General features: G+C 67.4%; 20 protein-coding genes and 1 pseudogene. 11 read left to right on the forward strand and 10 right to left on the reverse strand.

The genetic code is table 11. From position 1 onward, the window contains the following. Window positions 1-2 precede the first annotated feature (2 nt). Window positions 3-1289: a M20/M25/M40 family metallo-hydrolase gene (locus K343_RS0108825; protein WP_028007758.1), complete on the forward strand. Its 1287-nt coding sequence runs from the start codon at window positions 3-5 to the stop codon at window positions 1287-1289. A 29-nt stretch (window positions 1290-1318) separates the two neighbouring features. Here K343_RS0108825 and K343_RS0108830 read toward each other — a convergent pair whose 3' ends face one another. Next, the gene (locus K343_RS0108830) at window positions 1319-2341 is read right to left on the reverse strand and encodes an adenosine deaminase (RefSeq protein ID WP_028007759.1); all 1023 of its coding nucleotides are present in this window, start codon (window positions 2339-2341) and stop codon (window positions 1319-1321) included. A 101-nt stretch (window positions 2342-2442) separates the two neighbouring features. On the opposite strand from K343_RS0108830, the gene K343_RS0108835 reads away from it, so the two are divergent. From K343_RS0108835 to K343_RS0108870, 8 genes are all read left to right on the forward strand, one after another. After that, complete coding sequence (locus K343_RS0108835; RefSeq protein ID WP_028007760.1) at window positions 2443-3378, forward strand: alpha/beta fold hydrolase; 936 nt, start codon at window positions 2443-2445, stop codon at window positions 3376-3378. A gap of 49 nt (window positions 3379-3427) precedes the next feature. Then, entirely contained in the window at window positions 3428-4534 is a 1107-nt protein-coding gene (locus K343_RS0108840; protein WP_028007761.1) for a purine-nucleoside phosphorylase, read from the forward strand. Window positions 4535-4543: 9 nt separating this feature from the next. Further along, entirely contained in the window at window positions 4544-6103 is a 1560-nt protein-coding gene (locus K343_RS0108845) for an adenosine deaminase family protein (RefSeq protein ID WP_028007762.1), read from the forward strand. Between the two features lie 47 nt (window positions 6104-6150). Further along, window positions 6151-7275 (forward strand): nucleoside hydrolase, encoded by a 1125-nt coding sequence (locus K343_RS0108850; protein ID WP_084615783.1) that lies wholly within the window; start codon window positions 6151-6153, stop codon window positions 7273-7275. A gap of 557 nt (window positions 7276-7832) precedes the next feature. Next, window positions 7833-10346 carry a TonB-dependent siderophore receptor gene (locus K343_RS0108855; RefSeq protein WP_084615784.1) on the forward strand — a complete coding sequence of 838 codons (2514 nt, stop codon included), beginning with the start codon at window positions 7833-7835 and terminating at the stop codon, window positions 10344-10346. Window positions 10347-10563: 217 nt separating this feature from the next. Next, the gene (locus K343_RS0108860; protein ID WP_211226193.1) at window positions 10564-11697 is read left to right on the forward strand and encodes a purine nucleoside permease; all 1134 of its coding nucleotides are present in this window, start codon (window positions 10564-10566) and stop codon (window positions 11695-11697) included. Then, a complete protein-coding gene (locus tag K343_RS23340) occupies window positions 11694-12572 on the forward strand; it encodes a cupin domain-containing protein (RefSeq protein WP_028007766.1) in 879 nt (292 codons plus the stop codon). The genes K343_RS0108860 and K343_RS23340 overlap by 4 nt, the downstream gene beginning before the upstream one ends. 27 nt (window positions 12573-12599) lie before the next feature. Beyond that, entirely contained in the window at window positions 12600-14501 is a 1902-nt protein-coding gene (locus K343_RS0108870) for a solute carrier family 23 protein (protein ID WP_028007767.1), read from the forward strand. Window positions 14502-14538: 37 nt separating this feature from the next. On the opposite strand, the pseudogene K343_RS21495 reads toward K343_RS0108870, so the two are convergent. Beyond that, window positions 14539-15443, reverse strand: a pseudogene (locus tag K343_RS21495) (IS1 family transposase). Window positions 15444-15528: 85 nt separating this feature from the next. Here K343_RS21495 and K343_RS0108880 point away from each other — a divergent pair. Beyond that, window positions 15529-16533 (forward strand): P63C domain-containing protein, encoded by a 1005-nt coding sequence (locus tag K343_RS0108880; protein ID WP_028007768.1) that lies wholly within the window; start codon window positions 15529-15531, stop codon window positions 16531-16533. Here K343_RS0108880 and K343_RS24435 read toward each other — a convergent pair. The 8 genes from K343_RS24435 to add (K343_RS0108915) all read right to left on the reverse strand — a co-directional run bounded on the left by K343_RS24435 (window position 16523) and on the right by add (K343_RS0108915) (window position 24860). Then, window positions 16523-16780, reverse strand: a complete 258-nt coding sequence (locus K343_RS24435; RefSeq protein ID WP_154662489.1) for a hypothetical protein — start codon at window positions 16778-16780, stop codon at window positions 16523-16525. The two genes, K343_RS0108880 and K343_RS24435, sit on opposite strands and share 11 nt — an antisense overlap. 240 nt (window positions 16781-17020) lie before the next feature. Then, window positions 17021-18106: a purine-nucleoside phosphorylase gene (locus tag K343_RS0108885; protein ID WP_028007769.1), complete on the reverse strand. Its 1086-nt coding sequence runs from the start codon at window positions 18104-18106 to the stop codon at window positions 17021-17023. 26 nt (window positions 18107-18132) lie between these two features. After that, window positions 18133-19236: a BMP family ABC transporter substrate-binding protein gene (locus K343_RS0108890; protein WP_245585150.1), complete on the reverse strand. Its 1104-nt coding sequence runs from the start codon at window positions 19234-19236 to the stop codon at window positions 18133-18135. A gap of 48 nt (window positions 19237-19284) precedes the next feature. Continuing rightward, a complete protein-coding gene (add, locus tag K343_RS0108895; protein WP_051278082.1) occupies window positions 19285-20349 on the reverse strand; it encodes an adenosine deaminase in 1065 nt (354 codons plus the stop codon). A gap of 7 nt (window positions 20350-20356) precedes the next feature. After that, window positions 20357-21802, reverse strand: coding sequence for an adenosine deaminase family protein (locus K343_RS0108900; RefSeq protein ID WP_028007772.1), 1446 nt, complete (start codon window positions 21800-21802; stop codon window positions 20357-20359). A 23-nt stretch (window positions 21803-21825) separates the two neighbouring features. Then, window positions 21826-22668 carry a 5'-methylthioadenosine/S-adenosylhomocysteine nucleosidase gene (locus tag K343_RS0108905; protein WP_245585151.1) on the reverse strand — a complete coding sequence of 281 codons (843 nt, stop codon included), beginning with the start codon at window positions 22666-22668 and terminating at the stop codon, window positions 21826-21828. A gap of 42 nt (window positions 22669-22710) precedes the next feature. Beyond that, window positions 22711-23808 (reverse strand): purine-nucleoside phosphorylase, encoded by a 1098-nt coding sequence (locus tag K343_RS21500; protein WP_043112342.1) that lies wholly within the window; start codon window positions 23806-23808, stop codon window positions 22711-22713. A 47-nt stretch (window positions 23809-23855) separates the two neighbouring features. Continuing rightward, window positions 23856-24860 (reverse strand): adenosine deaminase, encoded by a 1005-nt coding sequence (add, locus tag K343_RS0108915; RefSeq protein ID WP_028007774.1) that lies wholly within the window; start codon window positions 24858-24860, stop codon window positions 23856-23858. 281 nt (window positions 24861-25141) lie between these two features. On the opposite strand from add (K343_RS0108915), the gene K343_RS0108920 reads away from it, so the two are divergent. Further along, window positions 25142-26197 (forward strand): isopenicillin N synthase family dioxygenase, encoded by a 1056-nt coding sequence (locus K343_RS0108920; RefSeq protein WP_043112344.1) that lies wholly within the window; start codon window positions 25142-25144, stop codon window positions 26195-26197.

A 26197-nucleotide genomic window follows, 5' to 3' on the forward strand; every position in this document is an offset into this window, starting at 1 on the left:
ACATGACTTCCGTTTCTCTTCCGTCTTCCGTCCAGGCCGCGCTCGGCGCCGCCGTCGACGCCGAGTTCGACGCCGCCTGCGCGTTTCTCGCCGAGCTGGTGCGCGTGCCCAGCGACAACCCGCCGGGCGATTGCGCTGCGCACGCCGCCCGCACGCAGCAGCTGCTCGAAGCGCTCGGCTATGCCGTCGAAACCGATCCGGTGCCGCAGGCCGAAGTCGAGGCGGTCGGCATGATCGCGGCGACCAATCTGATCGTCCGCCAGCGCTTCGGCGACGGCGGGCCGTGCATCGCGCTGAACGCGCACGGCGACGTGGTGCCGCCGGGCCTGGGCTGGAGCGAGGACCCGTACGGCGCCGTGGTGCGCGACGAGCCGGGCCACGGGCCGACGATGTACGGCCGCGGCGTCGCCGTCAGCAAATCGGATTTCGCGACCTACACCTACGCGCTGCGCGCGCTGCAGCGCGTCGCCGCGAGCTGGCCGCTGCGCGGCCAGGTCGAGCTGCACTTCACCTATGACGAGGAGACCGGCGGCGACATCGGCCCGCGGCGCCTGCTCGAACAGAAACTGTCGCGGCCCGACTACGCGATCTGCGCCGGCTTTCCGTACGCGGTGACGACCGCGCACAACGGCTGCCTGCACCTCGAAGTGACGGTGCACGGCAAGCAGGGCCACGCCGCGATGCCGGCGTCCGGCGTCGACGCGCTCGAAGCGGCGACGCGCCTCCTCGGCGTGCTCTACGCCGCGCGCGCCGAGATGGCGAAGATTCATTCGCAGACGCCGGGCATCGACCATCCGACGCTCAACGTCGGCCTGATCTCCGGCGGCATCAATACCAACGTGGTGCCGGACCTCGTCCGCTTCCGCCTCGACCGCCGCATCATTCCGGAAGAGTCCTTCGACACGGTCGAGGCCCAGCTGCGCGCGCTGATCGGCGATACCGCCGCGGCGCTGCCAGGCATTCGCGTCGAGATCCGCCGCGTGCTGCAGGCGCTGCCGCTGGTGCGCCTGCCCGGCGCCGACCGGCTGATCGACGCGCTGGAGCGTTACGGCAGCGAGATCTTCGCCACGCCGGTCGGCGAGCATGGCGTGCCGCTGTATACCGACGCGCGTCACTACGCCGCCGCCGGCATTCCGACCGTGCTCTACGGCGCCGGCCCGCGCACGCTCGGCGAGGCCAACGGCCACGCGGCGAACGAGAAGCTGCGTCTCGAAGACCTGCGGCGCGCGACCAAGGTCGTCGCCTGCACGCTGGCCGAACTGCTGGCCGCAGCGGGCGCCGCGGCGTGAACGCCGCGGCGCGCCGGATGTCGCGGCGCCTAGGGCGTGGCCACGCCGTGGGCCGTCGCGACTTCGGTGATGCGCGCCAGCCAGCGCTGCTTGGCGGCGGCGTCGAGGAACGAGGCTTCGATGCTGTTGCGCGCCAGCTGCACGATCTGGGCGTCGGACAGGCCGAGCGCCTGCTGCATCGCGCGGTAGTTGTCGCCGACGTAGCCGCCGAAGTAGGCCGGATCGTCGGAATTGACGGTCACGCACAGGCCGCGTTCGAGCAGGGCCTTGAGATTGTGGTCGGCGGCGCGCTGGAACACGCGCAGCTTGACGTTCGACAGCGGGCAGACGGTGAGCGGAATCCGCTCGCGCGCCAGGCGTTCGACCAGCGCCGCGTCTTCGACGCAGCGCACGCCGTGGTCGATGCGGCGCACGTGCAGCAGGTCCAGCGCCTCGACGATGTAGGCCGGCGGGCCTTCCTCGCCGGCGTGCGCGACGCTCAGCAGGCCGAGCGCGCGGGCGCGATCGAAGACGGCGACGAACTTCGACGGCGGATGACCGCGCTCGGACGAGTCGAGGCCGACGGCGGTGATCGATGCGCGCCAGGGCAGGGCCGCTTCGAGCGTCGCCATCGCCTCGTCGGCGCTCAGGTGACGCAGGAAGCACAGGATCAGGCGCCAGCTGATGCCGTACTCGCGCTCGCCGTCGGCCAGCGCGCGCAGGATGCCGGACATGAAGACCTCGAAGCCGATGCCGCGCGCGGTATGCGTCTGCGGGTCGAAGAACGGCTCGACGTGCACGACGCCGTCGGCGGCGGCGCGCGCCAGATAGGCGCGCGTCATGTCGTAGAAGTCCTGCTCGTCGCGCAGCACGTCGGCGCCGGCGTAGTAGAGGTCGAGAAAGCTCTGCAGATCGGTGAAGTCGTAGGCGGCCCGCAGCGCCTCGACGCTGTCGTAGGCCAGCTTCACGCCGTGCCGGGCGGCGAGGCGGAACACCATCTCGGGTTCGAGCGTGCCTTCGATGTGCAGGTGCAGCTCGGCTTTCGGCAGGGCGGTGATCAGATCGGTGGACATGGCGGTGCAGGAGTGGCGGTCGCCGATGATCGGCGTTGCGTCGCTGCTTCGGCAAGTCGCGTGATCCAGATATTCCCATTCTTCAGCAGGAGCGCAGCACGATGAAACAGTCGTATTCATGGCGTCGCGGCCTCGCGGCGCTGCTCGCGTGCACGGGCATCCTCGCGTGGATCGCGCCCGCCGTCGCGGCCGAACCGCAGGCGCAGACGCTCAAGGTGTTCGGCGTCGACATCCGCTACTACGAGATGGGCCCGAGCGATCCGCAGGCGCCGACCGTCGTGCTGCTGCACGGCCTCGGCAGCAACGCGCTCGGCAACTGGGGCGCGGTGATGCCGCAGCTCGCGCAGACGCATCACGTGATCGCGCTCGACCAGCTCGGCTTCGGCGGCTCGGCCAAGCCGATCGTCGACTACAGCATCCAGCTCTGGGTCGATACGCTCGGCGAGTTCCTGCGCGAGAAGAAGGTCGGCGCGTTCACGCTGATCGGCGAATCGCTCGGCGGCTGGATCGCCGCGCAGTACGCGATCCAGTCGCTGCAGGGCATCGCCGCCGATCCGGCGTTCACGCTGCCCAGGCCGGTCAGGCTCGTGCTCTGCGACGCCGCCGGTCGCCGCGCGACGATGGCGGGCATGTTCACGCCGCCGCCGGACGGCCGGCGCGGTCCGCCGCCGGTTTCGCTGGCCGGCGTCAAGGCCAGCGTCGGCGCGGTGTTCTACAAGGCGCGTGTGCCGAGCGCCGGCGACGTGCGCGCGAGCCTGCAGTGGAACCTCGACAAGGACGACGGCTGGACCGTGCATTCGGTGACCAGCAATCCGGCGCTGCTCGACGAGGCGGTCGACGGTCAGCTCGGCGCGATCCGCATTCCGACACTGGTGATCTGGGGCGAGCACGACGAGCTGGTGCCGGTCGACGACGGCCGCTGGTACGCGGCCGGCATTCCCGGCGCGAAGCTGGCGCTGATCGCCGAGACCGCGCACGTGCCGATGACCGAGGCGCCGGAGGCGTTCCTGAAGGTGCTGCTGCCGTTCCTGCGCTGAGCGGCACTGCGCCGCCGTTCGAAGTCGAGCCCCACGACCGGAGAAACCGATGCGAATTTCATCCCGTTCCGCTTGCGCGGCAGCGTTGCTGCTGCTCGGCGCCAGCGTCGCCGCCGCGGCTGCCGAACCGCCGCTGCCGCCGCCGGCGCAGCCCGCCGCGCGCATCGCCGTGCGCATGGTCGTCGTCGCCAATTTCGAGAACGGCCAGGATCGCGGCGACAAGCCCGGTGAATACCAGCTGTGGGTCGAGCGCGAGCATCTCGACGAAACGATCAGCGACGTGCGCGGCGCGATGCGCGGCATCCGCCGCAACGCCGACGGTCTCTACGGTCTGCTGCTGCGCGATCTCGACGCCTTCGTGCTCGATCCGCGCTTCGACCTGACCCGCACCTACTGGCTGTTCACCGGCATCTCCGGTGTCGATCCGAACGTCGCCTCGGTCGGCAGCGCCGCGTGGGCGCGCTGGGTCGTCAACGGCGACGAGCTGCGCGAGTTCGACGATCGCGAGATTCCGGCCGACTGGCCCTACGGCTTGTTCGCGATCGGTGCGTCGAAGCCGAACGCGCTGCCGAGCGATCCGAACAGCTTCGGCGAAGCCGAGTCCGCCGACGATCTGGGCATGGCCTACCGGATGAATCCGGCGCTGACGCAGTGGGCCTACGCGCTGACGCGCGCGGTGAAGATTCCGGACACGCCGGCGCTCGCCGGGCAGCGCAAGGCCTGGAAGGGCTATCCGAACGCGCAGAAGCCACCGTTCGTGCTGCTCGGCGAAACGCTCGGCGCCAAGCGCTACTGGCACGGACCGGCACGCACGCACTGGGCCGAGGACTGGGTCAAGCTGTGGACGCACGGCCAGGGCCAGTTCGTGATGACCAACATGGAGAGCCAGGACGCGGCGCGGATGATGGACGAGTTCGGCAAGCTCGGTTACGTCGATCCGCAGCGCGTGCTGGTGCTGCGTACGGCGAGCAATCCGTCGATGCCGCCGCCGGGCGTCGATCCGCTGGCCACCATCGGCGACGAGGCGCCGGGCCAGCTCGCCGCGTACGAGGCGAACTATCGCGTCGGCGTGCCGGTGATCCGCGAGATCCTCGCGCACTGGGATCGCTACGAGAACACCGTGCCGGGCAGCGCGCCGGCGAAGAAGAAGGATTGAGGTCCGATCATGAAGACTCGTTCCCGCTCCCGTTTTCGGCGCTGCGCCGCGCTCGCCGCCGCGGCGCTGCTCGGCGCCGCCGCCTGCGCCGCGCAGGCCGCCGACGACGCCGCACGTCGCGAGCAGCGCGTCGCCGCGCAGTTCCAGACGCTGGTCGGCCAGAGCGCAAGGCTGCGCGCGTTCCTGCAGCAGATGCCCAAGGGCGGCGATCTGCACAACCATCTGGTCGGCAGCGTCTACGCCGAGGATTACCTGCGCTGGGCCGACGAGGACGGCTACTGCGTGAAGCTCGCCGACAAGGGCCTGGTCGCGCCGCCGTGCAAGGCCGGCGAGGCGCCGGCGCGCGGCCTGGCGACGCGCGATCCGGCGCTTTACGAGCAGGTCGTCGACGCGCTGTCGATGCGCAACTTCGTGCCCGGCGTCGGTTTCGCGAGCGGGCACGACCGCTTCTTCTCGGTGTTCGGCAAGTTCATGCCGCTGGCCGCGACGCGGCTCGGCGACACCGTCGTCGAGACCCTGAAGCTCGCCGCCCACGACCGCGTCGGCTACGTCGAGATCATGGTCAACCCGAGCAATGCCTATAGCTTCGCGCCACGCGCGGCGAAGAAGCCGTGGCAGGCCGGTGACTATGCGGCGAACTACCGGCAGATCGAGGCCGAGCTGCCGAAGCTGGTCGCCGAGGCGCGCGTCGAATTCGACGCCGCCGACGCCGTGATCCGCGAGCGCCTGCGCTGCGGCACGGCGCAGGCCGACGCCGCCTGCGTCGTGCAGTTCCGCTATCTGGCCTACGTCGACCGCGCGATGCCGCAGCCGTTCGCGTTCGCCGAGATGGCGCTCGGCTATGCGCTGGTGCAGGCCGATCCGCGCTTCGTCGGCATCAACATCGTTGACCCGGAAGACAACCCGATCGCGCTCGCCGATTACCGCGCGCACATGGACATGTTCCGCTTCTTCAGCGCGCGCGCGCCGCAGGTGAAGAAGACGCTGCACGCCGGCGAGCTGACGATGGGCCTGGTGCCGCCGGCGGATCTCGGCTTCCACATCCGCGACGCGGTGATCGCCGGCGCGCTGCGCATCGGTCACGGCGTCGACATCGCCTACGAGGCGGACGCGCCGAAGCTGCTCGCGGCGATGGCGCGCGACCGCATCGCCGTCGAGATCAATCTGACGAGCAACGACGTGATCCTCGGCGTGAAGGGCCGCGACCATCCGCTGCCGCTGTATCTCGCTGCCGGTGTGCCGGTGGTACTGTCGACCGACGACGAAGGCGTGTCGCGCAGCGACATGACCTGGGAATACATCCGTGCCGCGCAGGAGCAGGGGCTCGACTACCCGACGCTCAAGCAGATCGCGCGCAACGGCCTGAGCTATGCGTTCATCGCCGGCGACAGCCTGTGGCAGGCCGACGGCCGCACGCCGGTCGCGGCCTGCGCGGCGAGCCTCGCGGCGCTGAAGGCCGACGCCGGCTGCGCCGATTGGCTCAAGCGCAGCGACAAGGCGCGGCTGCAATGGCAGCACGAACTCGACTCGGCCTCGTTCGAGGCCCGCGTGCTGCAGCAGCGGCTCTGAGCGTCGGACGGAGAAACGACGATATGTCCCCGATGCGACCCTTGCGGATGTCCCGCCGCTTCGGCCTGTTGCGCTGGCTGGCGCTCGGCCTGCTCGCGTTCGCCGTGCAGGCGCAGGCCGCCGGCAAGCGTCTCGTGATCCTCGACGACGACGTGCCGAGCCTGGGCCTCGCGCAGTTCATGGCGGTGCTGGCGCCGGACGTCGAGGTGCTCGGCGTCACCATCGTCAGCGGCTCGACCTGGCGCGACGAGAATGTCGCGCACATGCTGCGCATGCTGGAGATCGCCGGTCGTCCGGACATTCCGGTCATGGCCGGCGCCGAGCTGCCGCTGCTCAATACCGAGGCCGAGACCGAGCACTGGGAAGCGCTGTACGGCAAGCTGATCTGGAAAGGCGCATGGATGAAGCGCTGGGTCGAGGACACCGTGCAGACGGCGCCGAACTACCACGCGCCCGACGTCGTGCCGCCGCTCGCCGAGGGCATGCCGGCGATCAAGGCCTCGGCAGAGAACGCCGTCGACTTCCTGGTGCGCAAGGTGCGCGAGTTCCCCGGGCAGGTCAGCATCGTCGCAACCGGTCCGATGACCAATATCGCGCTCGCGCAGCAGCGCGATCCGCAGTTCGCCTCGCTCGCCAAGGAACTGGTCTACATGGGCGGCAGCCTCAATCCGCAGCGCCGGCTCGACACCGTGTCGGCGCGACAGTTCGCGCGCGAATTCGTCAACACGCCGCGCCGCGAGTTCAATTTCCGCTGGGACCCGGAAGCGGCGCGCATCGCCCTGCGCGCGCCGTGGCGGAAGATCGTCATGGTGCCGGTCGATCCGTCGACCGCGACCGAGCTGTCGGCCGATCTGATGCGGCGCATGACGGCGCGCGACACGGTGCTGGCGCGCCAGCTCAAGTCGCACAAGGAGCTCGGCTTTCCGCTGTGGGACGAGATCGCCGCCGCCGTCTGGCTCGATCCGTCGCTGATCGCCGAAGCCGACTCGCTCTACATCGACGTCAACACCCAGTTCGGGCCCGGTTACGGCGACACGCTGTCGTGGGCGCCGCATTACCAGCCCGGCGTCGGCGAGCGCATCGAAACCGTCGTGCGCGAGGTCGATGTGCCGCGCCTCGAGCGGCTCATGGTCGGGCTGATGACGCGTCCGCTGCCGCCTTCGGCGCACTGACACGGTCCGCGGCTGCCTGAATCCGGCGCGCTCCGCTTCACGGCGGGGCGCGCCTTTCTTGTTGGCGCACCGAGACCGGCGTGCACCGCGCGGGCGCAGGCTGGTCCGGGTCTGACGATCGCACACAATCCATGCGCAGATTGCATGCAATAAGTCGGGGCATGCGCGCCAAAAAGCGTCGCGTCTGCTCCGCGCTCGAACATCGCCGACGCAGGCAGCGGGCTCCGCATGCCCCGCAATCGCCTTTTGTCGCGGGATTTCCCCCATTCGACGTTGAACTTTTCCATGGCATGACCTTTGCGGAATGTCAGTCCCGAGTCTGTATGCAATGTCTTTTTGAACTGCATACAGCGGCGTCCTGATCTTCCGGAGCTGAAGCGCGCGCAGTCCGTCGTGCGGCGCAGCGAACGAGAGGGCGCGCAGGCAGACCGCGCTTCGATGCCCGGCGCTTCGTACGGCAGACCGCATCGTCCGATGGGGATGCCGCGATGGGCTCTCTGGATCCGACTTACGCAATTGGGAGTGGTGTAATGAAACGTGCAGTACCGGCTTTCAAGATGCGCGCAATCGCGCTGATGGCTCTGGGTGGCGGCTTCGCACTGCCGACGCTGGCATCCGCGCAGGAACTTGCCCAGGCGGCTGCGCCGACCGAGGTGGCAGCGGCCGAGGCGGCTCCCGAAGCGGCGGGCGACGATATCGAGACGGTCGTCGTCAAGGCGCGCGTCAACAAGGAGGTCAACATCCTGTCGAACGAACCCGTCGACTCGGTGTTCGGCTTCGACAAGAGCATCAAGGACACGCCGCGTTCGATCACCTCGATCAGCAATGAGACGCTCAACAAGCTGAACATCAACGAGCTGGACGATCTGGTTGCGCTGTCGCCGGGTTCGTTCACGCAGTCGTTCTTCGGCGTCGCCGGTTCGCTCGACGTGCGCGGCACCCCGGGCGAGGTCTACTTCCGCGGCGTGCGCCGCATCGACAACCCGGGCAATTATCCGACGCCGATCGGCGCTTCCGACCGCATCGACATCGTGCGCGGCCCGGCCTCGCCGATCTACGGTCCGTCGAAGATTGGCGGCTACCTGAACTTCGTGCCGAAGTCCGGACGCGCCGAGGACGGCGCGTACATGAAGCAGCCGGTGGGCGAGTTCGGTGTGACCCGCGGCAGTTGGGACAAGGACGTGATCCACGGCGAAGTGGGCGGTCCGGGCAAGATTTTCGGCAAGGACTTCGGCTACTACCTGTATGCCGAGACCGAGGACTCCGGCTCCTACTATCAGAATACGTCGACCGACCAGAGCATCTATCAGGCGTCGATCGACATGCAGCTGACCGAAAAGTCGCGCATCGAGTTCGGCGGCATGTACCAGAATTACGAGGGCAACCAGGTCGCCGGCTGGAACCGCGTGACCCAGCAGCTCATTGACCACGGTACCTACATCACTGGCAGCCCGACGTCGCTCGATACCAACGGCGACGGCAGGATGTCGGCCACCGAGTCGGCGGCGGGCAACTTGGCAATTTTCTATCCATTCGGCAGCAGCGATCCGAATGTGGCGTTCGGCGACGTGAGCCAGCAATCTGCCAGCACTGTTCTGGCAGATCTGGCGGCGCATCCGAACATGGCGCTGCAGAATCCGGGTACCGCGCACATCAACGGCAGCCAGGTTCTGGTCTCGCCGGACGACGAGCTGACCGATGAGGTCACCACCTTGTACTTCGATTTCATCCATGAGTTCGGAAACGGACTCAAGATGACCAACAAGTCGTTCTACGAGTCGCTGAAGAACAATAACGAGAACGCCTACGGCTTCTCGCAGTTTGCCGATACCTGGGTGTTCGAAGATCAGCTGATCTTCTCATTCGCCCATGACCTCGGCGACTGGGGCAAGGCTGCCTACCAGTTCAGCCCGTCGATCCGCCACCAGGACTTCGAGCACGGCGACAACTTCGCCTACGAGTATTTCGATCGTCGCGATATCACCAAGCCGTATACGCCGGCCTCGTACCGTACGCTGTCTACGCGCGACGGCTCGGCGCTCGAGCCTTACTCGACTCATACGGTCGGCAACTACACCGATCTCGGTGCCGCGCTGCTCGCCGACTACACCTTCCTCGAATCGATCCACCTGCTCGGTGGTGCCCGCTACGACTCCGTCGATGTCGACTCGAAGTGCGTCGAGGGGGTCGATTGCGGCGGTGCCGGCGATCCGGTCATTGGCAAGAATTACAACAGCAAGGACGACGCCTTCTCGTGGTCGGCCAGCCTCTCGTACGACATCCCGATGACGGGTCTGACGCCGTACGTGACGCGCGCCAAGCAGACGACGCTGATCGTGGGCCAGGGCGGTGAAGTGCCGACCTCGTCGGTGATGGCGGGCAAGGCCGTCGCCGACTCCAAGCTCGAGGAGTACGGCGTCAAGGGCAGTTTCTGGGACGATCGCCTGTACTTCACGCTCGACTACTTCAAGCAGGAGCGCCTGGACTACTCGGCCCAGAACACTGTCACCAACAACACCACGCAATCGAAGGGCTGGGAGTTCGAGTTCCGTGGCGTCGTCACCAACAACCTCGCGATCACGGCGGCCTACACCAACCTGAAGGTCTACAACCTGACGGCCAAGGAGAACGGCAACCAGTTCAGCTTCGCCGGCGCCGGCGACCTGCCGGCCGGAGTCGATCCGTCGCTGATGTTCGGCGGCGTCATCAATGGTCTCGTGTTGACCGACGACGGTCGCAAGCAGGGCGTCCCGGAGAATATCTACAGCCTCTACCTGATCTACAACTTCGACGAGCACTATGGCTTCCTCGATGGCCTGACGACGACGGTCGGCGTGACGCACGTCGATTCGACCTACTCGGGCTTCTCGAAGGCGATCGAGCTGCCGTCGTACACGTTGTGGAATGCTGGTCTGAACTACGAGACGAAGCGCTGGAAACTCGGTCTGCAGGGCAAGAACCTGACGAACGAGAAGTACTTCCGCTCGAACTTCCCGGACCTGTTCGGCTCGTCGGTGGTGCTGCCGGAACTGCCGCGCAACTACCTGGCGTCGGTGTCGTACAAGTTCTGAGCCCCGGCGGCGGGACGGAGCCCAAGCCGTCCCGCCGCAGCAAAGATCGACGCACGGTAAGAACGCCGCCGCCAGCGCTTCGCTGCGGCGGCGTTCTTTTTCTCGCATCAGGAGGTGCGATGAGGTTTCCGACGATTTGCACGCGCATGCCGGGTATCAGAGACGTGCAGCGCTTTCACCCCGCAACGACCAGCGCTTCCGGGCGCGAGACCCAGCCATGACCCCCATGTTCCAGCGCATTCCATCCGTTCTGATCGGCCTCGCGCTCGCCGCCGGCCTCGCGGCCTGCGCGAGCGCGCCGACCCCTGTTCCTGCGGCCGCGACGTTGCCGCTGCCGGCCGTCGCCGCGGCGCCGAAGCCGATCGAGGTCAAGGTCGTGGTCGTCGCGATGTTCGAGATCGGCCAGGACAGCGGCGACGCCGCCGGCGAGTTCCAGCTGTGGAAGGAGCGCCAGAAGCTCGATCAGCGTTTCGCGTTCGCGCATCACCACGATCTGTGGTTCAACCCGCAGACCGGCGTGCTCGGCATGGTCACCGGCATGGGCACGGCGAACTCGGCGACCGCGGTGATGGCGCTGGGCCTCGATCCGCGTTTCGATCTTTCGCACGCGTACTGGCTGGTCGCCGGCATCGCCGGCTTCGATCCGGCCGACGCGTCGATCGGCTCGGCGGCGTGGGCCGAATATCTCGTCGACGGCGATCTCGCGCATGAGATCGACGCGCGCGAAATGCCCAAGGACTGGCCGACCGGCTACTTCCCGCGCGGCACCAAGGGGCCTTACGGCCTGCCGAAACCGGACCCGACCGGCGAGATGTTCCATCTCAACGGCGCGCTGACCGACTGGGCGTTCCAGCTGACCCGCGACGTCGATCTCGGCGACCATCCGGTGCTGCAGAAGCGCCGCGCGCTCTACAAGGGCTATCCGAACGCGCAGAAGCCGCCGTTCGTGCTCAAGGGCGACAATCTGGCGGCGATGACCTACTGGCACGGCAAGCTGCTCAACGAGTGGGCCAACCGATGGACGAAGTACTGGACCGACGGCAAGGGCGAGTTCGTGTCCTCGGCGATGGAGGACACCGGCACCGCGCAGTCGCTGAGCTACCTGTCGCCGACCGGCAAGGCCGACTACCAGCGCCTGATGGTGCTGCGCACGGCGAGCAACTACACGATGCAGCCGCCGGGCCTGACCGCCGCGCAGAACCTGCTCGAAGACCACAGCGGCGCGCCGGGCGAAGGCTACGCGGCGCTGAACATGTCGGTCGAGGCGGCATACAAGGTCGGCTCGAAAGTCGTCGACGAGATCGTCTCGCACTGGGACGTCTATCGCGACCGCGTGCCGGGCACGCCGTGAGGCGGGCGCTGCGCAAAGTCCTCTTCGCGGCGGCGCTGTGCGCCGCGCCGGCGGCGATGGAGGCGTCCGCCGCGGCGCCGCCCGCAGCGCCGCCCGCAGCGCCGCCCGCAGCGGCGGACGCGCGCCGCGACGAGCTGATCGAGCGGCTGGGTCTGGTGCCGCTGAACGGCGAGGCGGGGCTGTTCCGCGTGCTGCGCGTTTCGGATCTCGAGGTCACGGCCGGCGACGGCCGTTCGCCGGTCAGCAACGCGATCTATTTCATGCTGACGCCGGCCTCGCCGCAGAACCATCTGCACTGGCTGTACTCGGACGATTACCAGTCGCTGATCGAGGGCGGGCCCGCCGACTACTACCTGTTCCTCGCCAACGGCAGCGTCGCGCACTACGTGATGGGCCGCGACCTCGCGCACGGCCAGACGCCGTTCGTGCCGGTGCCGGCCGGTACCGCCAAGGCCATCGTGCTGCGTCCGGAGGCGCCGTACCTGCTGGTCGGCTCGGTGGTGACGCCGGCCTGGAGTCCGGGCCGCGAGCGCATCGGCGGCGATGCGGCGTTCATCGAACGCTATGCCGGCAAGGCCGAGTGGGCGACGCCGGCGTTCCTGCGCGAGCTGATCGGCCCGAACTTCGGCCAGGCGCTCGGCGCCGAAGGCCAGGACCTGTCGCTGACGCTCGACGCGCAGGGGCAGATCCTCTGGGCCGGGCTGCAGCTGACCGAGCAGCAGGCGGCGATCGAGATCCGCCGGCATGCCGGAGCCGGACCGTCGCGGCCGCTGCACATCCGCGTCGAACGCGGCGCGCCGGACGCGCTGCTGCAACGCCTGCGCGGCGTCGCGCGCGACGCCGGCATCGAGGTCGATCTCCAGAAGGCGCCCTGAACGGACGCCGCATCGCAGGGGCTGAGCATGAGTGCGCGCATCCATCCGGTCGACGAGGTTCTGCCGCTGCCGAAGCTGGCGGCCTACGGCCTGCAGCACGTGCTGGCGTTCTACGCCGGCGCGGTGCTGGTGCCGATCCTCGTCGCCGGCGGTCTGGGCCTGTCGACCGGGCAGCTGATCCACCTGATCAACGCTGATCTGTTCACCTGCGGCATCGCCTCGATCATCCAGTCGGTCGGCCTCGGCCCGAAGATCGGCGTGCGCCTGCCGCTGCTGCAGGGCGTGACCTTCACCGCGGTCGGGCCGATGATCAGCATCGGCCTCGCCGCCGGCGGCGGCACCGCGGGGCTGGCGTCGATCTACGGCGCCGTGCTCGCCGGCGGTCTGTTCGCGTTCTTCGCGGCGCCGTATTTCGCGCGGCTCGCGCGCTTCTTTCCGCCGGTCGTCACCGGCACGGTGATCCTCATCATCGGCATCGGTCTGCTGCCGGTCGCCGCCAACGACGTCGTCATGGGCCGCGGTCCGAACGCGATCCAGAATCCGGTGCTGCTCAAGAACCTGCTGTACGCGTTCGGCACGCTGGCGCTGATCGTCGCGATCCAGCGTTTCTTCCGCGGCTTCATGGCCACGATCGCGGTGCTCGCCGGGCTGGTCGCCGGCACGCTGGTCGCGTGGCTGCTCGGCGACGCGCACTTCGACGCGGTCGGGAGCGCGGCGCCGCTCGGCTATACGCTGCCGTTCTACTTCGGCTGGCCGAGCTTCAGCGTCACCGCGATCCTGTCGATGATCGTCGTCATGCTGATCACCATGGTCGAGAGCACCGGCGACGTCTACGCGACCGGCGAGATCGTGCGCAAGCGCATCCGCCGCGAGGACATCGCGCGCACGCTGCGCGCCGACGGTCTGGCGACGATGCTCGGCGGCGTGCTCAATTCGTTTCCGTACACCTGCTACGCCGAGAACGTCGGCCTGGTGCGCCTGACGCAGGTCAAGAGCCGCTGGGTCGTCTGTGCGGCCGGCGTCATCATGCTGATCCTCGGCTCGATGCCGAAGGCGGCGGCGATCGTCGCCGGCATTCCGCATCCGGTGCTCGGCGGCGCCGCGCTGGCGATGTTCGCGGCGGTCGCCGTGGTCGGCATCCAGACGCTGGCCAAGGTCGACTTCAACGATCACCGCAACCTCGTCATCGTCGGCACCAGCCTCGGCCTGGCCATGCTCGTCACCGCGCAGCCGTTCGTGTCGACCGGCCTGCCGGACTGGGCGCAGATCATCTTCGGCAGTGGCATCACGCTCGGCGCGATCACGGCGATCCTGCTCAACGCGCTGTTCCATCACGTCGGCGGTGCGCACGCCGCCGTCGCCGGGCGGCCGGACAGCGGGCTCGTCACGCTCGATCAGGTCAACGCGATGTCGTACGACGCTTTCGCGCGCACCTTCGGCGGCCTCGTCGAGAGTGTGCCCTGGGTGCTGGAGCGCGCCTGGGCGCAGCGCCCGTACGCCGATACGCGCGCGCTGCGCGCGGCCTTCGGCGAGGCGCTGCTCGCCGGCGACACCGCGCAGCAGGTCGAACTGCTGAACGCCTATGCCGATCTCGGCAGCGAGGCCGATGCCGACAATGCCTACGTCCTCGATCACGACGCCGCCGGGCTCGGCACGCTCGGCGAGGACGCGCATCACGAGGTGCGTGAACTGGCGCAGGCCTACCGCCGTCATTTCGGCTTTCCGCTGGTGGTCTGCGCGCGCGAGGTGGAGCGCTACGAGCGCGTGCTCGCGCAGGGCTGGGAGCGGCTCGCCAACTCGCCGGCGGTCGAGCGCGCCGCCGGCGTCGTCGAAGCGGCGCGTATCGCCAGCTACCGTTTCAACGATCTCGTCGCCGATGCCAACCCGATCGATGCCGCGCGCGAGATCCGCTTCATGCAGGCGGCCTGAACCGGTTCCGTCGCCGGCGCCGGACGGCGGGTAGTGCTCAGTTTGAAATCGCTTCGGCTTGATTTTCGATAGGGCGTTTTTTGTGCGGGCCGCGCTTCTTCGGCGCCTCGTCAGCGACCAGCGCCGCGATTTCCTCCAGCGACCAGATGTGATCGGCGATCCTCGCTTCCATCGCCGGGGTGACGCGCAGACTCTTATGCGCGCGGCCGAAGTTGTAGAACATCATGTGCAACGCCACCGCGTAGGCATGGTGCTCCGCCTTCTTTGAGAACGCATTGGTCAGGCGCGTGAAGCGGCGTATGCCTATCCGCATCGTGAGGTTGGCGCACTCTACATAGGACGTGCTGACGTGCTTGACCTCCGGGTAGCTAGACACTGGCGTCTTAACGATGCCGCAGCACTCGCCGGGGCTGTAGCGAGCGGCCGCGCCGGCGCCGTTCAGGGTGGGGCCGTGGAGCTTCACGAGCTGAGCGTAGTCAATCTGATTGCCGAAGGCGTTCGGCACGGCGCAGAGATACACCTTGTGGCCGTTTGTGGTGAGCTGCACGCGATTGGTGAGGCGCGAAGCTAAGTCATCCGTGAGCAGATTGGAGAAGCCGGAGTGCTGGCCGCCGACCATCCAGCAGGGGATGCGCCTGGTATCGGCGTTGACGGCGGTCCAGGTCTGCACGTCGCCGGCAGTCCCAACGGCCTTGTCATCTTCGCTGGTGTTCTGGGCCTTGCTGCCGACGAAGGCCCAAATCTCATCGCACTGAACCCGCTTGCCGGGTAGGTTGCGCAGGGTGCGGTTCTGGTAGTCAGAGCGGGCCGCGCCGACATCCACCAGCAGCTTGGTCACAGTATTGATGGAGCATCCGTCATCCGCGAAACCGTGCGTAGGCTGTTGCCCTCGACTAGCACGTCGATGATCTGCGCCCGCTTTTGGATGGTCAGCTTGTTGATGCAAGCATTATCTATATTTTTATGCTTGCTTTCTGAGATATGCTTATTGATAATGCAAGCACATTTAATAAATAGGATGCTTGCAATGAAAAAAAAGAAAGAGGTGAAAGGCCGCGCGAAGGGAGGCCTAGCTGTCGCGGCCAAGATGACTCAGGAGCAAAAGTTGGAGCGCGCGAAGAAAGGAGCGCTCGCGCGATGGGGGGCCAAACCAGTGCGGGCTCTTAGCAAGGGGAACTTCAAAGATGACTTCGGCGTCGATGTGGATTGCTATGTCGTTGATGACACCCAGCGCACCGCGGTTATAAGTCAGACCGGCATGGCAACGGCGCTCGGCCTATCGCCACGCGGCAACGCCTTCCCGCGCCTCATCAATAGTCAAGCAATGGCCGACTCGGTCAGCGCCGAATTGCGCGAGATGCTCGATAAAACCCTAATAATTCAATGGGGATCTGGCGGTGCCGAAGCCCCGCCAATTACTGTAAAAGGACACGACGCGGCTCTGCTCATTGAAGTCTGCAATGCCATCGCGGACGCTGACAGGAAAGGCAAGCTGAGCGCGCGCTACAAAAAGGTCGTTCAGCAGGCGGCCATCATCAACGGCGCCTCTGCTAAAGCTGGAATCAAGGGTCTTGTCTACGCTTTGGCCGGTTACAGGCCGGAGGTCGAGGAGGTCATCCAGGCTTTTAAGGTCTTCGTTCAAGAAGAAGCAAAAAAGTACGAGCAGGAGTTCCCCAACGAGCTTTATGCTGCATGGCAGCGTCTCTACAAAATCCCCCTGCCAGTCCGAGGCAAGCCGTGGCAATTCATGCACCTCACTCGGAAGCACATTTACTTCCCACTGGCTAAGAGCAACGGGAAGCTCCTCGAATTGTTACGCGCTCTGCGCGCGAAAGACGCTGACCAGAAGCGCTATCTATTTCAGTTCCTCAACGACATCGGAGCGCGTGGGCTGCGCATGCAGATCGGTCGCGTACTGGAAATGGCTGAGTCTTCTGGGGATGACGCGCATGCCTACGAAGAAAAAATCATTAAGAGATTTGGCGGGCAGCACGAACTTGATTTTGCAGTACCAATCCCGCCTAAGGCTTAGCCTTAGTCTCTCGCAAAGGCGCTGCCTTCTTGGCTGGCGCCTTCTTCTTTTCACTCTGGCCGGCTGCAATGTCCACTATTGGCTTCGCGTGCTGGTTCGCGTCGCGCTGGCGCTTGAAAGAACTTACCGGGAGTACCGCATCCTTTTGGCGCAAAATGGCTTTGTTGCGAGCCTGCTTTCCAGAAAGAAGCTCGGTCTTGCCTGGGGCTATCAGTTGCTTAGCGGCCGGAGGGCGATCTTTGTCCATGCTTCGAGTGTTCCACGGTCATCCTGACCATTCAAGCATGCTGAAATTCAAATTGGCCACTGCCGAGGTCGAGGTCGGCGGCGTCGTTGATGGGGCTTCGATCGCGCATGGCTCTTTCCCGATCGGGAAAAATCGATCCAATTGCCGAATTCAGGCTGGTGATTTTCCCTATTGGGAAAAGGCCGCACCGCCTGCGGCTGCCGCCGCAAGCCCGCCACGTGCGAATGCCCCGCCGGCGCCTTACGGCGCGAACGATCCGTCGCGGTACTTCGCCCAGTTCGCGGTCAGCTCGCGGACGACCGCGCTGCCGACGCGCCAGTGCGTCTCGCAGGCGGGCTGCATCGCGCCGAAGCCGTCGAGTTCGCGCGCGAGGCTGTCGGCGGCGCTCAGGCCGGGCGGCTGCATGCTGAAATTGCTCGCCGTGCGCAGCAGCATCACGCGCGAGAAATCGGCCTTGCCGCCGGCGTCGAGGAAGCGGATCGCTTCGAGAATGCCGCTGTCCTCGACGGCGGTCGTCACGAACTCGCCTTCGCCGCGCGTCCAGTACTTCACCCAGTCGTTGGCCCAGTCGTTGAGCAGCCGGCCGTGCCAGAAGGTCCCGGCCGACAGATTGTCGCCGCGCATGACCTTCGGCGCCTCGCGCGCGGCGGCGTCCTCGGTATAGGCGGCGCGGATCGCGGCGATCTTGTCGTCGTCGTCAAGCTGGATGTCGCGGGTCAGGGCGTAGGCCCAGTCGCGCAGCGCGCCGTTGAGCGCGTAGACCTTGCCGTAGTCGTTGCCGACCGGCTGCGCGTACGGCGTCTTGCGCTCGAACGGCAGATAGCCGGTCTTCCAGTCCTTCGGCATTTCGCGGGCGTCGATCTCATGCGCCCAGTCGCCGTTGACGACCCAGCGGCCCCAGACCGCCGAGCCGAGCGTGCCGTCGTGCGGGTCGATGCCGGCGATGCCGCCGATCAGCCAGTACGCGTGGCGGAAGTCGAAGCGCGGGTCCATACCCATCGCCATCACGCTGGCCGCGGCGCGGTCGGCGGTGAGGCCGGTGTAGGTGACGAGCACGCCGCGTGCGCGGTCGAGGCAGGCGGCGTGCGTACTCTGCGGCAGCGGCACGCAGTCGAGCGGCCCCTTGCCGTCGATACCGCGCTCGTACCAGCGCTGGAACTCGCCGGCCGCGTCGCCGGTGTCGGCGCCGATCTCGAAGTTGACGAGCACGACGGCGCGGATCGGCATCGGCGCGGACGCGGGCGGCGCAGCCGGTGGCGTCGCGGCGGATGCGGACGTCGCGGCGAAGGCCAGCGTGAGAGCGGCGAGGGCGGTGTGCGGTTTCATCACGGTCTGGTTCCGGAATTCGGGGTTTATCGCGGCAGCGGCGCGTCGACGCCGTGCACGTACCAGTCGAGCGCCATCAGCTGTTCGGTCGTGAGCTGACTGCCGGCGGCGACGCGGAGCGCGCCGCTCTGATCCTTGATCGGGCCCTGGAAGACCTCGAAGCGATGTTCGGCGAGCGCCTTCTTCTGGTCGCCGTAGGCTTTCAGCGTCGGTGCGGGCAGGCCGGGCAGCAGCGCCGCGACGTCGACCATGCCTTCGGCGACGCCCCATCGGGTCGATGCGCTCTTCCAGGTCCCGGCGATCACATCCCGGGCGGTCTGGATGTAGAACGGACCCCAGTCGACGATGCCGGCGGCGAGCTGCGCGCTCGGCGCGAAGCGCGACATGTCCGAGTTGCGGCCGCAGGCGTAGACGCCTTTCTGCTGCGCGGTCTGCAGGACGGCAGCGGAATCGGTGTTCTGGCTCAGCACGTCGGCGCCCTGCGCGATCAGCGTCTCGGCGGCCTGACGCTCCTTGCCCGGGTCGTACCAGGTGTTGACCCAGATGACCTTGGTCTTGATCTTCGGATTCACGCTCTGCGCACCGAGCGTGAACGCGTCGATGTTGCGGATCACTTCCGGAATCGGGAACGAGGCGACGAAGCCGAGCGTGTTGCTCTTCGTCTTGCCGCCGGCAAGCACGCCGAGGAGATAAGAAGACTCGTAGGCGCGCGCCTCGTAGACGCCGACGTTCTTCGCGGTCTTGTAGCCGGTGGCGTGCATGAACACGGTTTTCGGGAACAGGCGCGCGACTTTGAGCGTCGCCTCCATGTAGCCGAACGAAGTGGTGAAGATCAGCTGGTTGCCGTCGGCGGCGAGCTGGCGGATGACGCGCTCGGCGTCGGCGCCCTCGGGCACGCTCTCGACGTAGGTGGTCTTGACCTGGCCGGGCAGGGCTTTTTCGAGCGCGAGGCGGCCCTGCTCGTGCGAGTAGGTCCAGCCGGCGTCGCCGATCGGACCGACGTAGACGAACGCGACTTTCAGCGGCTCGGCGGCGAGCGCCGGCAGCGACAGCAGACCTGCGCCGAACGCGAGCACGGCGGCGCCGTGGCGGAGCAGCGCGCGGCGCGTGGCGGAGAGAAACATCGACATCGTGAACTCCTGGTTTCGAGTGGGACGCCGTGCGGCGCCCGTGACGCATCAGGCCGGCATCGGCTCCGGATGCGCGGCGACGTAGGCATCGAGCCGCGCGAGGCAGGCTTCGCGTTCGGCGTCGGGCAGCCAGGCGGTGACGAAGCTGTTGCGCGCCAGCTGCACGAGCGCGGCGCGCGACACGCCGGTGGTCTGCTGCACGCGCAGCATCAGATCGCCGACGTAGAGGCTGCGCTTCATGCCCGGATCGTCGGAATTCACCGACACCAGCAGGCCTTCGTCGAGCAGGCGCCGGATCGCGCCGGCGCGATACTCCATGCGCCCGGGAATGTCGGTGTAGAACAGCGTCGGCGCCGCGGTCAGGCCGATGCGCCGCGCGCGCACGGCCTCGACCAGCTTCGGATCGTCGAGCACGTTGAGGCCGTGGTCGATGCGTTCGACGCCGAGCACGTCGAGCGCGCCCCAGTGGTGGGCGACGGTGTTCGGCTGGCCGACGTCGCAATGCGTGGTCAGGCGCAGGCCCATCGCCCGCGCCTCGGCGTACACGGCGGCGAACTTCTGCGGAAAGCCGTCGACCTCGGGATTGTCGAGGCCGATGCCGATGAACTCGTCGCGCCACGGCGCGCTGTCGCGCAGCACCTGCAGCGCGTCCTCGGCCGGGCGGTCGCGCAGGAAGCACATGATGTAGCGCGCCGCAAAGCCCAGCGTCTGCGCCGCTTCGAGCCGCGCCCGTTCGAGGCCACCGAAGATCGCCGCCAGCGGCACGCCGCGTTCCAGGTGCAGCTGCGGGTCGAAGAACACCTCGGCGTAGATCACGCCCTGCGATTGCGCCTTGGCGTAGAAGGCCATCGCCAGATCGCGGAAGTCCTGGGCGCTGCGGATCGCGCCGATCAGCTCCTCGTAGATGCGGATGAAGCTCGGCAGATCGCGGGCCTCGCGCAGACGCTGGCGCACCGCCTCGGCGTCGGCGTACGGCGTGGCGAGACCGTTGCGCGCCGCCATCGCCAGATACAGCTCCGGCTCCATCGTGCCTTCGAGATGCACGTGCAGCTCGGCCTTCGGCAGTTCCATTACGAAGCGCCGCAGTTCGGCGCGCGGATCGTTCGGATTCATCGGTGCCTCACTCGCGCGGCAGGCACAGCTGGTAGTGCTTGCAGGTGAACGAATAGCTGACCGGCTTCACGCCGGCCAGCGAGGCGATGCCCTGCTTGCGGAACTGCGCGGCGAAGCGCGCGACGCGCGCGTCGTAGTCCTTCAGCAGTTGCTGCTTGACCGGTTCCTGCACGAACGAATACTGCAGCGAGTTGCGGCCGATCTTGACGATCTCGTCCCACGACAGATTGAACTCGCGGACCGCGACGAAATACTCGTCGGTGAGGTTGGAGTCCCACATGCCGCGGTCGTCGGTCGACAGCGCGACCGGGATGCCGATGCGCAGGTATTCCGGGAACGGGTGCTGCTGGAAATTCTTCACGTATTCGAGCAGCAGGTTGCTGATCAGGTTGATCTCGATCATGTACGGGCCGTTGCGCATCAGCACCGTGGTTTCGGGATCGCTCAGCAGGTTGACGCCGTGGCCGATGCGTTCGGCACCGAGCAGCAGCGTGTCGCGGATATGGAAGTTCGGTTCGTCGACCTCGCCGGCGTGGATCGACAGGTGGATGTCCGGGTAGTGCTTGCGCAGCTCGCGCAGCGTCGGCAGGAAGCGCAGCGGATAGCCCTTGTCGTTGTCCTCGCGGCCGACCATGTTGATGCCGACGTAGAGGTCGCGGTGCCGGTCGGTGAAGGCGTACAGCGTCTTCAGGTACTGCTCGGCGTTCGGCGCGAAGCGCAGGAGCGAGCTCTGGAAGCGCACGGTGACGCCGGTCGCCTTGGCGTCCGGCGCGGCGAGGCGGCGGCGCAGGATGTCCGCGGTCTGCTCCGGCGGCAGCGTGCTGCCGTCGGGCCCGAGGAAGCCGAACGCGCCGTCCTGCGTTTCCAGATAGGCGAGCCCTTCCTTGCCGAAGGCCTTCATGTTCTGGAACAGGATCTCGGCCGTCACGTACGGGTTGCGGTCGAGATCGCCGAGACGCTCCCAGTGCGTGCTGAAGAACTCGTCGCGGCCTTCGTACGGGCGGTCGAGACGGATGCTGTTGAGCCAACCGTCCTTCTCGTGGGCGTCGAGCGCCTTCAGCGGCTTGTATTCGGACTTGCGGCAGTCGTCGAGCCGGGCGTAGCTCGACTGCTGGAGGGTGTGGAACAGCAGGTAGTACGGCTGGCCGCCGTACTCGTTGCTGCTGCCGTACTCGATGCAGTTGTTGATACGGACTTTCGTGTAGTACGTGTAGCCGTCCTTCTCCGACGCCACCGCCGCATCCCACCACCATTCCGACAGGCCGGCGCCCGACAGGTGGTTGTGCAGGTCGCCGCCCTTGGGCAGTGCATAGAGGAAGCGGTACAGCTGCTCCGGCGTCGCACCGGCCTTGAACGATTCGAACCAGGCGCCGTCGTCCGTGTCGGCGGCGCGGGTGGTCGTGGCAGCCAGCAGCAGGCTGGCGGCGAAAAGGGGCGTGGCGAGGCGGCGCATGGCGTTCGGTTCCGGTTCCGGCTTTACAGGTACTTGAGCAGGTGCAGGCTGAAATAGGCGGCCTGCTTCGCGGCGATCGGGCCGAGGCGCAGGTAGTCGTCGTTCGGCGCTTCCTGTGCAACATTGCTGCCAGCGCGGACCACGATGTACGGCACGCCGAGAATCTGCAGCGTGTGCGCCATCGGCGCCGACTCCATTTCCATGATGTCGGTATGGAAGTCCTGGCGCAGGTGCTCGATGCGCGTTTCGGTGACGCCGAACAGATCGGACGAGGACACCACGCCGCGGCGCACCTTGACCGGGTAGGTCGCGCCGTTGGCGGTGACCTGCGGGCCCTGGTAGGTCTTCATCGCCTCGTCGGCGCGCGCCAGCAGCGCCGGCGACGGCGAGAAGTCGTTGGCGATCTCCTGGCCGTCATCCGGGCCGTTGAACGGGCGGTAGACCATGTCCTGGCGCGTCAGGCTGCCGTAGTCGTGCTCGTTCATGTGCGCGGCGACGATCACGTCGCCGGTGCGCAGCGACTGGTTGATGCGCGCGCCGGTGCCGCTCATCAGCACCAGACGCGGCTTGAACTGGCTGACGAACAGTGTCGTCGTCATGCCGGTCGAGGTCTTGCCGATGCCGGTGATAGCGACCACGACCGGCTTGCCGCCGATGTGGCCCTGCCAGTACGGAATGCCCCAGAGGTCTTTTTTCTGCGCGTCCTTCATCGCCTCGACGAACGGCGGGATTTCCTGCGGCACGGCGCCGAGCACGACGATGGTGTCGGTCGGCGTGTAGTGCAGCGGCGCGTCCGGCGCATCGAGGGCTTTGGCGGCGCCGCTCGCCAGCAGCGCGGCGGCGGCGAGCATCTTCAACAGTTTCATCGGCATCGTTCCTGTGTCGAGAGAGGGGAGAATCGGGCCCGCTTATTCGGGCAGATGGTCGCGGTACTGGTCCCAGCCGCCGAGCAGCTTCTGCACGACGATGTTGCCGACCTGATAGGCCGCTTCGATCGCCGGGCGGCCGCCTTCCGGATACTCGGCGGTCGTGCTCCAGGCCGCGTCCTTGCCGGGCGGCTGCTCGCTGTAGTTGCTGGCGGTGCGCAGCACCAGCACGCGGTCGAGATCGACGCGCTGCGCGCGCGACAGGCGGCGCAGCGCCGTCAGCGTGCCGCTGTCCTCCATCGCCGACATCATGAAATTGGCGTCCGGCCCGGCCTGCAGCTTCATCCAGTCGTTGGCCCACTTCGTCATCAGGTCGCCGTGGAAGTAGGTGCTCGACGACATGGTGTCGCCGATCGTCACGAACGGCGGCTTGACCGCGTTCGGCAGGCCCGCGAACTGCTGGCGGAATGCGGCGATGCCTTCGCTGTCGGCGACCGGGTGGTCCTTGGTCAGCTGGTAGGCCCACTCGGTGAGCTTCGGGTTGAGCGCGTAGTGGATGGTGTCGACCGTCCAGCCGTCGGCCTTGTCGTTCGGCTTCTTGGCGCCGAGCGGCAGCAGGCCGTACGGCCAGTCTTTCGGAATCTCGCGCGCGTCGATCTCGTACAGCAGGTCGCCGTCGACGACGTGCTTGGCCCAGGCCGCGGTGCCGAGCGAGACGTCCGCCGGATCGCCGCCGGCGATGCCGGCGATCAACCAGTAGGCGTGTGTGAGGTCGAAGCGCGGATCGGTGCCGAGCGCCATGATCGAGGTCGCGGCGTTGGTGATGCCGCCGCCGGTGCAGATCGCCAGCACGCCGTCATCGTTCATGCGCAGCTCGTACTCGCCCATCGGGAAGGCGAACGCGCGGTCGAGCTTCTGGCGCTCGACCCAGAGCTGGAATTCGCCCGGCGCGTCGCCGGTGATCGCGCCGGTCTCGAACATGCTGACGACGACGACCTTGACCGGAATCGGCTGCGCCGCGACCGCGGTCTCGGCGACCGGCGCGGGCGGCGGCGCGCCCTTCGAGCAGGCGCCGAGCAGGGCGAGGGCGGCGAGCGGCGCCAGCAGCGCGCGGCCGGTACGGTGGAAAGCGTGCGTCATGGGGATGTGGTCCTTCTGGTTTGTTGTGACGGTCGTGCCGCGGCGCCTCAGGCGGCCTGCCGCAGGTACTGCTCCAGCGTGTCGAGGTATTGCGCGCGGCGTGCGTCCGGCAGCCAGGCGACCGCGAAGGCGTTGCGCGTCAGCTGCGCGAGTTCGTCGCGCGTCATGCCGTCGTCGGCCAGCGCCTGCAGGTTCTCGTTCATGTAGGCGCGGAAGTAGGCCGGGTCGTCGGAATTGACGGTTGCGCGCATGCCGAGCTCCAGCATGCGGCGGATCTCCGCCGTCGTCAGGTTCTGCACGACGAAGCGGTTCGACACCGGGCACACCGTCAGGCCGAGGCCGCGCTGCGCGACTTCCTGGTACAGCACCGGCTTGTCGAGCGTGTTGATGCCGTGGTCGATGCGGTCGACGACGATCTCGTCGAGCACCTGGCGGATGTGCTCGTGCGTGTTCAGCTGGTGCACGTCGCAGTGCATCGTCAGCTTGTAGCCGTTCTCGCGCGCCAGCTTGAAGACCTCGGCGAACTTGCGCGGCGGGTTGTGCTTCTCGTCGGAGTCGAGGCCGACGCCGACGATCCAGTCCTTGAACGGCAGCGAGGCGAGCAGCGTTTCCATCGCCGACTCGGCGCTCATGTCGCGCAGGAAGCACAGGATCAGCTGCGATTCGATGCCGAGTTCGGCGCGCGCCGCTTCCTGAGCCTTGTGGATGCCGGTGATGACGGTCGCGAACGGCACGCCGCGGCTGGTGTGCGCCTGCGGATCGAAGAACGGCTCGCAGTACAGCACGTTCTGCTCGCGCGCCTTCTTCAGATAGGCATAGGTCAGCTCGAAGAAATCCTGCTCGGTGACCAGCACTTCCATGGCCTTGTAATAGATGGCGAGAAAGGACGGCAGGTCGTGGAAGTCGTAGGCGGCGATCAGCGCCTCGGGCGTGTCGTAGTCGAGCCTGACGCCGTTGCGCGTGGCGAGCGCGAAGCTCAGTTCGGGTTCGAGCGTGCCTTCGAGGTGCACGTGGAGTTCGGCTTTGGGCAGCTGGGCAATGAAGTCGGACATGCGCGGGTTCCGGACGTGTCGGATGAACGAAAAGGGCCGTCGGCGGGCGGCGGGCGCCGGCCGGCGGGCGGGCACTGGCGGGCTCCGGTGCGGCGGCCGCCAAAACGGCAGGCCAATTGCATAGCGAACCGGGGCCGGCAAAAGTGCATGCAATCCATAGCAAGGATTGTGCACAACCGGCCGGGAGCCCGAATTCAGCAGCCGCGAGCGCGGCGGAGGATCTTGTGACGAAGCACGATGAACGGTCGGCGAAAGGGCAGGCGCGCCCCTTTGCGGTGCCTGTGGTCGATATCACGCCATACGTGGCCCAGAGCGGTGCAAGCACCGAGCCGATCGCGCGCGCGCGTGTCGCCGCCGAACTCGGCATGGCCTGCCGCGAGGTCGGCTTCGTGCAGATCCGCGGCCACGGCATCGCGCCGGCGGTGCTCGCCGGGCTGGCCGGCGCGATCGACGCCTACTTCGGACAGCCGCTCGAAACCAAGCGCCGCGACCGCGCGCCGCCGCAGATCAACCGCGGCTACGCGCCGCCGCAGAGCGAATCGCTGAGCCTGTCGCTCGGCCTCGAATCGGCGTCGCGGCTCAACGATTACTTCGAGGCCTTCAACGTCGGCACTGCCGCCACCGAGTTTCCGCAGCTGGCGCTGCCGGCCGAGGTCTACGCCGAGAACCTCTGGCCGCAGAGCGGCGCGGGCTTCGACGGTGCGCGCTTCCGGGCCGCGGTCTCGGCCTATTTCAGCGAAGCCGGCCGCGTCGCGCGCACGCTGTGCCGCATCTTCGCCGACGCCCTGCACGTGCCGCCGGACACCTTCGCCGCCGTCACCGACCACTCGGTCGACGTGCTGCGCATGATCAACTACGCGCTGCCGGAAGGGCTCGACGTGCAGGACGAGACGCCGACCGGCATGGGCGCGCACACCGATTACGGCATCGTCACCGTGCTGTGGGCCGATCTGGTACCGGGCCTGCAGGTGCTCGGCGGCGACGGCGTCTGGCACGACGTGATGCCGGCGCCGGGCGCCATGCTCGTGAACCTCGGCGACCTCACCGCGCGCTGGACCAACGACCGCTGGCGCTCGACGCTGCATCGCGTGCGGCCGCCGGTCGTCGACGGCAAGGTGCAGCGCCGCCGCTCGGCCGCCTACTTCCACGACGGCAACTTCGACGCGCTGATCAAGACGCTGCCGTCCTGCGTCGGCGCCGACGGCAGCGCCTATCCGCCGATCACGATCGGCGCGCACCTGGCCGCCAAGCTCGCCGGCTCGCGCGCCGGCATCGCCAACACCGCCGCCGGCGAGGAAGCCGAACGCGTGCTGGCGGCCGAGCAGGCCGCAGGCTGA

The sequence above is a fragment of the Solimonas flava DSM 18980 genome, assembly GCF_000426685.1.
GTDB classification, from domain to species: domain Bacteria; phylum Pseudomonadota; class Gammaproteobacteria; order Nevskiales; family Nevskiaceae; genus Solimonas; species Solimonas flava.

Excerpts from the sequence above, each read along its gene's own strand:
- K343_RS0108900 (WP_028007772.1), bottom strand. The coding sequence starts at position 21,802 with ATGCGCCGCCTCGCCACGCCCCTTTTCGCCGCCAGCCTGCTGCTGGCT.
- K343_RS24435 (WP_154662489.1), bottom strand. The coding sequence starts at position 16,780 with ATGGACAAAGATCGCCCTCCGGCCGCTAAGCAACTGATAGCCCCAGGC.
- K343_RS0108855 (WP_084615784.1), top strand. The coding sequence starts at position 7,833 with ATGCGCGCAATCGCGCTGATGGCTCTGGGTGGCGGCTTCGCACTGCCG.
- K343_RS21500 (WP_043112342.1), bottom strand. The coding sequence starts at position 23,808 with ATGACGCACGCTTTCCACCGTACCGGCCGCGCGCTGCTGGCGCCGCTC.
- K343_RS0108905 (WP_245585151.1), bottom strand. The coding sequence starts at position 22,668 with ATGAAACTGTTGAAGATGCTCGCCGCCGCCGCGCTGCTGGCGAGCGGC.
- add (WP_051278082.1), bottom strand. The coding sequence starts at position 20,349 with ATGAATCCGAACGATCCGCGCGCCGAACTGCGGCGCTTCGTAATGGAA.
- K343_RS0108870 (WP_028007767.1), top strand. The coding sequence starts at position 12,600 with ATGAGTGCGCGCATCCATCCGGTCGACGAGGTTCTGCCGCTGCCGAAG.
- K343_RS0108840 (WP_028007761.1), top strand. The coding sequence starts at position 3,428 with ATGCGAATTTCATCCCGTTCCGCTTGCGCGGCAGCGTTGCTGCTGCTC.
- add (WP_028007774.1), bottom strand. The coding sequence starts at position 24,860 with ATGTCCGACTTCATTGCCCAGCTGCCCAAAGCCGAACTCCACGTGCAC.
- K343_RS0108860 (WP_211226193.1), top strand. The coding sequence starts at position 10,564 with ATGACCCCCATGTTCCAGCGCATTCCATCCGTTCTGATCGGCCTCGCG.
- K343_RS0108890 (WP_245585150.1), bottom strand. The coding sequence starts at position 19,236 with ATGTCGATGTTTCTCTCCGCCACGCGCCGCGCGCTGCTCCGCCACGGC.
- K343_RS0108885 (WP_028007769.1), bottom strand. The coding sequence starts at position 18,106 with ATGAAACCGCACACCGCCCTCGCCGCTCTCACGCTGGCCTTCGCCGCG.
- K343_RS0108880 (WP_028007768.1), top strand. The coding sequence starts at position 15,529 with ATGAAAAAAAAGAAAGAGGTGAAAGGCCGCGCGAAGGGAGGCCTAGCT.
- K343_RS0108835 (WP_028007760.1), top strand. The coding sequence starts at position 2,443 with ATGAAACAGTCGTATTCATGGCGTCGCGGCCTCGCGGCGCTGCTCGCG.
- K343_RS0108830 (WP_028007759.1), bottom strand. The coding sequence starts at position 2,341 with ATGTCCACCGATCTGATCACCGCCCTGCCGAAAGCCGAGCTGCACCTG.
- K343_RS0108850 (WP_084615783.1), top strand. The coding sequence starts at position 6,151 with ATGTCCCGCCGCTTCGGCCTGTTGCGCTGGCTGGCGCTCGGCCTGCTC.
- K343_RS0108825 (WP_028007758.1), top strand. The coding sequence starts at position 3 with ATGACTTCCGTTTCTCTTCCGTCTTCCGTCCAGGCCGCGCTCGGCGCC.
- K343_RS0108845 (WP_028007762.1), top strand. The coding sequence starts at position 4,544 with ATGAAGACTCGTTCCCGCTCCCGTTTTCGGCGCTGCGCCGCGCTCGCC.